The 7568-nt window shown below is 73.5% G+C and carries 8 protein-coding genes; 1 reads left to right on the top strand and 7 read right to left on the bottom strand.

Annotated features, from left to right (window positions below; genetic code table 11):
* Positions 1-343: 343 nt before the first annotated feature.
* The 7 genes from ACFE8Y_RS19855 to ACFE8Y_RS19825 form a co-directional block, all read right to left on the bottom strand.
* On the bottom strand, positions 344-502 hold the full coding sequence (locus ACFE8Y_RS19855; RefSeq protein WP_375466098.1) for a hypothetical protein: 159 nt from the start codon (positions 500-502) through the stop codon (positions 344-346).
* 78 nt (positions 503-580) lie between these two features.
* Positions 581-862, bottom strand: a complete 282-nt coding sequence (locus tag ACFE8Y_RS19850; protein ID WP_375466097.1) for a hypothetical protein — start codon at positions 860-862, stop codon at positions 581-583.
* A gap of 16 nt (positions 863-878) precedes the next feature.
* A complete protein-coding gene (locus ACFE8Y_RS19845) occupies positions 879-2801 on the bottom strand; it encodes a hypothetical protein (protein WP_375466096.1) in 1923 nt (640 codons plus the stop codon).
* Between the two features lie 78 nt (positions 2802-2879).
* Positions 2880-4682 (bottom strand): ABC-F family ATP-binding cassette domain-containing protein, encoded by a 1803-nt coding sequence (locus tag ACFE8Y_RS19840; protein ID WP_375466095.1) that lies wholly within the window; start codon positions 4680-4682, stop codon positions 2880-2882.
* A 62-nt stretch (positions 4683-4744) separates the two neighbouring features.
* A complete protein-coding gene (locus tag ACFE8Y_RS19835; protein ID WP_375466094.1) occupies positions 4745-4951 on the bottom strand; it encodes a hypothetical protein in 207 nt (68 codons plus the stop codon).
* A 77-nt stretch (positions 4952-5028) separates the two neighbouring features.
* Complete coding sequence (locus tag ACFE8Y_RS19830; protein WP_375466093.1) at positions 5029-5343, bottom strand: polyhydroxyalkanoic acid system family protein; 315 nt, start codon at positions 5341-5343, stop codon at positions 5029-5031.
* Between the two features lie 79 nt (positions 5344-5422).
* Complete coding sequence (locus ACFE8Y_RS19825) at positions 5423-5776, bottom strand: septal ring lytic transglycosylase RlpA family protein (protein ID WP_375466092.1); 354 nt, start codon at positions 5774-5776, stop codon at positions 5423-5425.
* Between the two features lie 580 nt (positions 5777-6356).
* Here ACFE8Y_RS19825 and ACFE8Y_RS19820 point away from each other — a divergent pair.
* Positions 6357-7547, top strand: coding sequence for a site-specific DNA-methyltransferase (locus tag ACFE8Y_RS19820; protein WP_375466091.1), 1191 nt, complete (start codon positions 6357-6359; stop codon positions 7545-7547).
* Positions 7548-7568: the final 21 nt, after the last annotated feature.

The following is a 7568-nucleotide window of genomic DNA, read 5'->3' as shown; positions in this document are numbered from 1 at the left end:
TTCCCTCCCCCTCTGCGGGCTTGCGGATGCACACACCGCTCCACGCGATCCGGGAAGAGCGCGGGTCCCCTCTCCCGTTCGGGAGAGGGACAGGGTGAGGGATGAGAACGATCCGGATAGGTCACGCCCCTCACCCCAGCCCTCTCCCATCCAAGTCGGGCCTGCCCGACTTGGACATCCGCATTGCCCATCTCGGGCAAGCCCGAGATGTGTGGGGAGAGGGGGCCGCCCGGCGCTTCGCCCGATCCACGCAGCACCGGTCCCGAAATGTGTGTACCCGCAAGCCCGCAGAGGGGAGAGGGAGCGCGCGCACCGATCAACCGGAAACCGCACGCATCGGGCTTCAGCGCGCCGGCGTTTTGTCGCCCTGCGCCGACGCGCTCGCCAGCGCGACGAGGTGGGGATCGACCCGCGCGAGGCCGGCGGCCCCGGCGAGGCCCGCGAGCAGGAGGGCCGTGGCGGCGAGGCCGGCGCGGGGATGGAGGGGGCGCTTGCGCGGCATGGATCGGTCCGTGCGTCTCTCGGGCTCGTGGCCCTGTCGGGAGACGAAACGCGGCGACGGGTCGGCTCGGTTCCGTCGTCAGGCTTTCGCGGCCTCCGCGCGCGGCGTCGCGCGGGCGCGTCCGAGGGCGCCGAGCCCGCAGCCCACGACGTAGGGCGCCAGCATCAGCGCCGCGCTCTCCAGCCAGAACCCCGGCGCGCCGGGCACGACCCCGCTCGCGGCCAAGGCGGCGAGCGCCGGCGCCGCGAGGCCGAGCCCGATCGCGACCCCGCGCGGCGCCGCCACGACCCGGCCGAGGCCGAGGCCGAGGGCGAGCGCGGCGAGGAGTCCCGGCCAGAGGCCGGACAGCAGCAGGATCACGGCCTTGGCCCTCGCCCTACGGAAGCACGGTGAGCGCGACGCCCGCCCGGGCCGGCGGCGCCTCGGCAACCCGCACCTGATCGAGCCCCGCGCCGGCCTGGAGCAGGTACTCGACCACCGCGAGCGCCCGCTGGCGGGCGAGATCCTCGGGGGTCTCGGGCACCGCCTTTGCCTGGGGTTTTTGCGCCGGCGCGGCCGTGTCGAGCGCCTTCTTGTCCGCCGGCCGCGGCGTGTCGGCGGCCTTCGCCGGCGGCCTCGGTGCGGCCGCACCCTGTGCGCCGGCGGCGTCGGCCACCATCGCCGGCCCCGCAGCCGGCTTCGGTGCGGGCTCCGGATCGGTCTGGCCCGTCACCGCGAGCCGCAGGGACGGGCACAGCTTCGCGAGCCCCGCCACCCGATCGAGCACGGGGAAGAAGATCGGCGCGAGCGCGCCGCTGCCCGGGGGAAAGCGCAGGCTGGTGCCGGCCAGCAGCGCCGCCGCGTCCGCGCGGCAGGTCGCCGGGTCGCGCCGCTCGACCGGGTTCCTCGGCCGGACCGCGACGCGGACCGTCCACCCGCCCGGGAGCGCCCGCGGCAGGGTCTCGGCGAGCCGCGCGGCGGCCTCGCGGTACAGGCCCTCGCCCGTGAGGCTGAGGCTGCGGTCGGCCACCGCGATCTCGCCGCCGGCGAGCGTCGCCAGCGCCGGCACCGCGACGCCGAGCGCCGCGAACAGGTCGGGCGGGGCCCCGTCGGCGATGCGCGTCCGGTCGAGGATGCGCTCGCGGTAGAAGCGCGGCCGCACCAGCGCGTCGAGCCGCGCCCGCGCCTCTGCATCCGGCAGGTGGCCGGACAGGCTGACCGCGTCGCCCTCGCGCCGGATCGCGACGCGGTAGGGCGCGAGCGGGCGCGTGGCGAGGCTCACCGCACCGGCCTCCACGCCCGCGGGCCGGTGCGCGCGCAGCAGCGCCGCGATCTCGTCCACCGCCTGCGCATCGACGGCATCGCCCGCGGCCGAGACCTCGCGTCCGTCGAAGCGCACGCCCCCCGTCTGCATCAGCCCGACGATGCCGGCCATGAAGGCGCCGAGCGCCTCCGGATCGATCGCCGCCGCCAAGCCCCGCGCGGTGCGCATCCGGTCGTCCACCGCGGCCCCGTCCGCGATCTCCGCCACGCGCCGGCCGAGGGCGGCGCGGGCCTCCTCCGACACGACGTGGCCCGACAGGACGAGGCCGCCGCCGGGCTCGCGGGTCATCGCCATGCGGAAGTCGGCGACCTGGGCCGGGAGGATGTCGACGCGGCCGAGTCCGTAGCCCTGCGGCGGGTCGGCGAGCGCCGCGCGCAGGGCGTCGTAGGCCGCCAAGTCCGCCGCCTCGCCGGAGAACGACAGCACCGTGTCGGAGAGCGCCGCCACGGCACCCGGCAGCAGGCCCCGCAGGCGGGCGACCGCGTAGGCCGCGGCCGTGGAAAAATCCGGCGGCGCGCCGCGGGCCGCCCGCGCGGCGTCGTCGAGGGCGGTCGTGCCGGGGAGTTCCGCCGCGAGCCGGGTGCGCAGCGCCGCCCGCCCGATCTCCGCCGGCCGGCTGCCCGCGAGCGCGATCCGCTCCGGCCCGGCCCGCGTCGCGCTCCAGGCGAACGGCGCGGCGGTCTCGACGAGGCCGATCTCCGGCACGATCCGGCGCGGGCCGTCGAGGGCCGCGAGCTGCGCCAGCGCGGCCGTCCGCGCCTCCGGCCCCGGCGCCTCGCCGGCGGCGACGAGGTCGCGGCCCCGGACCGCGACCCGCAGCCACGGTTCCGGCGCGCCGCCCTCGGTCGCCCGCGCCACGCCCTCGCCCGCCGCCGCGAGCCGCGCCGCGATCTCCGGCGCGGCGTAGAGCGTCGTCCCGGCCCAGATCAGCCCGAGCACGGGCAGGCCGAGGAGCCAGCCGGCGCGGTGCAGGGCGTGGGACGGGCGAGGCGGCACGGCGGATGATCCGAGGAGGCGCGCAGAGTCCATCGCACCATCGCGGCATCATGAAGGCCGGCGCGCCGCCGGGCGGCCTCAGCCCTCGCGCAGCATCTCCAGTTCGAGCCAGCGCTCCTCGGCCGCCGACAGCTCGGCCTCGGCTCCCGCCAGCATCGCGGACGCCTTGTCGAAGCGCGCCGCGTCGCGGGCGTAGAGGCCGGGATCGGCGAGCACGGCGCGGAGCTGGCCGATCGCCCCTTGCAGCTTCTCCATGCGCGCCGGCAGCGTCTTCAACTCGTGCTGGTCCTTGAAGCTCAACTTCAGCGGACCGGCCGGCATCGCCGCCGCCGCAGCCCTCGCGCGGGGCTCGGCCTTGGCCTTGGCCGCACCGGCGCGGGCCTGAACGCCCGCGCCGCGCTGGGTCACCATGTCGGTGTAGCCGCCGGCGTACTCGACCCAGCGCCCCTCCCCCTCGCTGACGAGCACGCTGCCGACCACGCGGTCGAGGAAGTCGCGGTCGTGGCTCACCAGGATCAGGGTGCCACTGTAGTCGCCGAGCATCTCCTGGAGCAGGTCCAGCGTTTCGAGGTCGAGGTCGTTGGTCGGCTCGTCCAGCACCAGGAGGTTGGCGGGCTGGGCCAAGGCGCGGGCGATCAGCAGCCGGTTGCGCTCGCCGCCCGAGAGCACACTGACGGGCGTCCGGGCCTGCTCGGGGGCGAACAGGAAGTCCTTGAGGTAGCCGATGACGTGCCGGCTCTGACCGTTGACGATCACCGAATCGCCGCTGCCGCCGGTCAGCACCTCGGTGACGGTCATTCCCGGCTCCAGCACGGCGCGGGCTTGGTCCAGCAGCATCATCTTGAGGTTGGTGCCCTGGCGGACGCTGCCGTCGTCGGGGGCGAGCTTGCCGGTCAGCAGGTTGATGAGCGTCGTCTTGCCGGCGCCGTTCGCGCCGACGATGCCGAGCCGGTCGCCGCGCATCACGCGCAGCGACAGGTCCGCGACGATGCGGCGGTCGCCGTAGGATTTCGAGGCGCCCTTGGCCTCCATGACCAGGGCGCCGGAGGCCTCGGCATCGCCCGCCTGCATGGAGACCGTACCGACGGGCCGGCGGTCGTCGCGGCGCTCCTTGCGGAGCGCATGCAGGTTGCCGAGCCGCCGGACGTTGCGCTTGCGCCGGGCGGTGACGCCGTAGCGCAGCCAGTGCTCCTCGTCGGCGATCCTGCGCTCCAGCTTGTGCCGGTCGCGCTCCTCCTCCTCGAAGAACGCGTCGCGCCACGCCTCAAATTGCGAAAAACCCTGCTCGATCCGGCGGGTGACGCCGCGGTCGAGCCAGATCGTGGCCCGCGACAGGGCCGAGAGGAAGCGCCGGTCGTGGCTGATCAGCACCATCGCGGCCCGCGTCCCCTTCAGCTCCGCCTCCAGCCACTCGATCGCCGGAAGGTCGAGGTGGTTCGTCGGCTCGTCGAGCAGCAGCACGTCGGGCTCGGGGGCGAGCGCCTGGGCGAGCGCGGCGCGGCGCCCCTCGCCGCCGGAGAGCCGCGCGGGGTCCTCCGCGCCGGTGAGCCCGAGGCTTTCCAGCAGGTAGCGGGCGCGGTGGTGGGCGTCGCCATCGCCGAGGCCCGATTCGACGAAGTCGAGGGTGGTCGAAAATCCGGAAAAGTCCGGCTCCTGCGCGAGGTAGCGGATCGTCGTGCCGGGCTGGACGAAGCGGACGCCGCGGTCGGGCTCGACCAGCCCGGCGGCGATCTTCATCAGGGTCGACTTGCCCGAGCCGTTGCGGCCGACGAGGCAGGCGCGCTCGCCTGGGCCGATCGCGAACGCGGCGCCCTCGATCAGCGGCGTGCCGCCGAAGGTGAGCGCGACGTCCTGGAGCGTGAGGAGGGGTGGGGCGGCCATGGCCGGGCTTATGGCAGCGCGGCCGCGGCTTCACAAACCGCGGCCGCACGGTCCCGGAGACCTCAGGCGGTCGGGTTGGCGGGGCCGGTGGGCGTGGGCATGCCGGGCGTCGTCACCGGGACCTCGACGGGCATGATCCCGGGGGCCTCGCTCGGGCTCTCGCCGGGGATCTCGGGGCCGGGGACCGGGCTCGGGACGCTCGGCGGGTCGTAGGGCGTGTCGGGCGTCGGCTGGATCGGCACCTCGGGGATCTCGCCGGGATTGGCCATGGGCAGGGCTCCTCTCGTGCCGCGCGTCCACGCGCGCGCAGGCCGGCAACGGACGGGCGATGCGGCCCGTTCCGAGCCTACTTCTTCGTCAGGAGGAGGTTGCCCTCCTTGCCGACCATCTTCTTCACCTTCTCGGCAAACAGCGCGAGCAGCAGCGGGAGGTGGACCTCGACGCGCACGCTCTCAGGCCCGACGTCGATCTGGCCGTTCATGCCCTGCGTCATCGCCGAGATCGCGAAGTCGAGCCGGTCGCCGGTCCAGGCGAGGGTGTTGATGGTGATGCCGCTCTTGGCGAGCAGCGCCCTGCCCTGGTCGACGCCGGTCGCGATGCGGCGCCGGGCCTCGTCGCGGCCGAGGTCGTGCGGGATGTCGACGATGAGGGGCTTTGCCATGGCGGTCGCGCTGCGTCTCCGATGCGAGGACCGCAGATGGGGCCGGCCGACGCCGCGGGCAACGCCGGCCGGGATGCGATCAGCTCACCACGTGAAGCGAGACGTGGGTGGTGCCGCCCATGCCGAGCGCCCGGGCCGAGCCGCGGGACAGGTCGATGATGCGTCCGCGCACGAACGGGCCGCGATCGTTGATCCGCACCACCACGGAGCGTCCGGTGCGCCGGTTCTCGACGCGGACGCGGGTGCCGAAGGGCAGGCTGCGGTGGGCGGCCGTCAGCCCGTTCGGGTTGAAGTGCTCGCCGCTCGCGGTGCGATGACCGCTGCCGTACCAGGATGCGCTTCCGCTCTGAGCGCTTGCGGGAAGGCTTCCGGCAGCGAGCGTCAGGGCGCCGAGGGTGGCGGCGGCGATCCGGGCAACGGGTTGAACATGCATGCGTCGGTCCTTCGTTGTTGACGAGGGCGGCGCCAATCGAGGCCGATGCCGGCCAAAATGAGACGCGCACATATGCGGCAGGCGGATCACAGTGCCGCCCAATTCCGTGCGCATCCGCAGCATTCGACGAAAAATCTGTGCTGCAAGGTTTCAAGACTGTCGCGCAACTTCGTGCGGAGCCGCCGCGAAGGCGAAGGATAGTCTATCGGATCATCGAAATCCGTGCATGAAACCGGCCGTGGGTACGCGGATATGCATCCAGCGAAACCCCCATGCCCACTTCGCTCCTGGGCATGATCGTCGGTCCGAGACGGCGGACGGGTCCGATCACGGGAGCCGGCAACCCGTCCCGCCTGCAACCGACGGTCGGGCACTTGCAAGCATCGTCGGGCGGACGAAGGCAAGAAAAGTCGGGGCGACCGGTTAAGACCGCGTGAACGGGCACCATATCCTGGATCGCCGCCGGGTCAGGGTCCCGCGGCAGCCCCAAACCGGGACGCGATGCTTCGCAATTCCGCAACCCGACCTTTACCCTAACGGATTCATGGTCTGCCGGTCAGTCGCGTAACCGGTGTTTGCCATGGCTTCCCCGCGTACCGTGGTCGCCGACGCCGCCCTCCGGAACCTTGTCTCGCGTACCGGTCGGCCCGCGTCGGCGCCGCGGATGGGTCTCGTACCCGCCCAGCGCCTTCCCCTCGACGAGATCCTCGTCGGAGACTGCATCGCGGCGATGAACCGCCTGCCGGCGGCCTCCGTCGACTGCGTCTTCGCCGACCCGCCCTACAACCTCCAGCTCGGGGAGGGCACGCTGACGCGGCCGGACCAGAGCCGGGTCGACGCGGTCGACGACGACTGGGACAAGTTTTCGAGCTTCTCGACCTACGACGCCTTCACCCGCGACTGGCTCACCGCATGCCGCCGGGTGATGAAGCCGAACGCCACGCTGTGGGTGATCGGGTCGTACCACAACATCTTCCGGGTCGGCAGCGTGCTCCAGGATCTTGGTTTCTGGATTCTCAACGACATCGTCTGGCGCAAGGCCAACCCGATGCCGAACTTCCGCGGCAAGCGCTTCACCAACGCGCACGAGACCCTGATCTGGGCCTCCCGCTCGGCGGACGCGAAGGGCTACACCTTCCACTACGACGCGCTGAAGGGGGGCAACGAGGACCTTCAGGTGCGCTCGGACTGGTTCATCCCGCTCTGCACCGGCGACGAGCGCCTGAAGGACGCCGATGGCCGCAAGGTCCATCCGACCCAAAAACCCGAGGCGCTGCTCGCCCGCACCCTGCTCGCGGCGACCAACCCCGGCGACGTGGTGCTCGACCCGTTCTTCGGCACCGGCACCACCGGCGCGGTGGCCAAGCGCCTCGGCCGCCGCTTCATCGGCTGCGAGCGCGATGCGACCTACGCCGAGGCCGCGCGCCGGCGGATCGCGGCCGTCGAACCCCTGTCGCGGGCGGCGCTGCTCGTCGCGCCGACCAAGCGGGCCGAGCCGCGGGTGCCGTTCCTCGGCGTGGTCGAAGCCGGCCACCTCAAGCCCGGCGACGTGCTCACCGACGAGCGCCGCCGCTTCAAGGCCACCGTGCGGCCCGACGGGCAGCTCGGCGTCGGCCCGGTGATCGGCTCGATCCACAAGATCGGGGCCCTGGTGCAGGGGCTGCCCGCCTGCAACGGCTGGACCTTCTGGCACGCCGAGCGCGCCGGCCGGCTCGTGGTGATCGACGCTTATCGCGCCAAGCTGCGCGCGGCGATGGCGGCGGCCGGCTGACGCTTCGATCGCTTTCTACCT

This window comes from uncultured Methylobacterium sp. (genome assembly GCF_964242245.1).
Classification (GTDB): Bacteria; Pseudomonadota; Alphaproteobacteria; order Rhizobiales; family Beijerinckiaceae; genus Methylobacterium.
Note: the sequence above shows the minus strand (reverse complement) of the source record. Positions and strands in the feature narration are given on the sequence as shown.

What these genes read in the sequence shown, in the direction of transcription:
- ACFE8Y_RS19855 (WP_375466098.1), bottom strand. Translation starts at nt 502, where the DNA reads ATGCCGCGCAAGCGCCCCCTCCATCCCCGCGCCGGCCTCGCCGCCACG.
- ACFE8Y_RS19830 (WP_375466093.1), bottom strand. Translation starts at nt 5,343, where the DNA reads ATGGCAAAGCCCCTCATCGTCGACATCCCGCACGACCTCGGCCGCGAC.
- ACFE8Y_RS19840 (WP_375466095.1), bottom strand. Translation starts at nt 4,682, where the DNA reads ATGGCCGCCCCACCCCTCCTCACGCTCCAGGACGTCGCGCTCACCTTC.
- ACFE8Y_RS19825 (WP_375466092.1), bottom strand. Translation starts at nt 5,776, where the DNA reads ATGCATGTTCAACCCGTTGCCCGGATCGCCGCCGCCACCCTCGGCGCC.
- ACFE8Y_RS19820 (WP_375466091.1), top strand. Translation starts at nt 6,357, where the DNA reads ATGGCTTCCCCGCGTACCGTGGTCGCCGACGCCGCCCTCCGGAACCTT.
- ACFE8Y_RS19835 (WP_375466094.1), bottom strand. Translation starts at nt 4,951, where the DNA reads ATGGCCAATCCCGGCGAGATCCCCGAGGTGCCGATCCAGCCGACGCCC.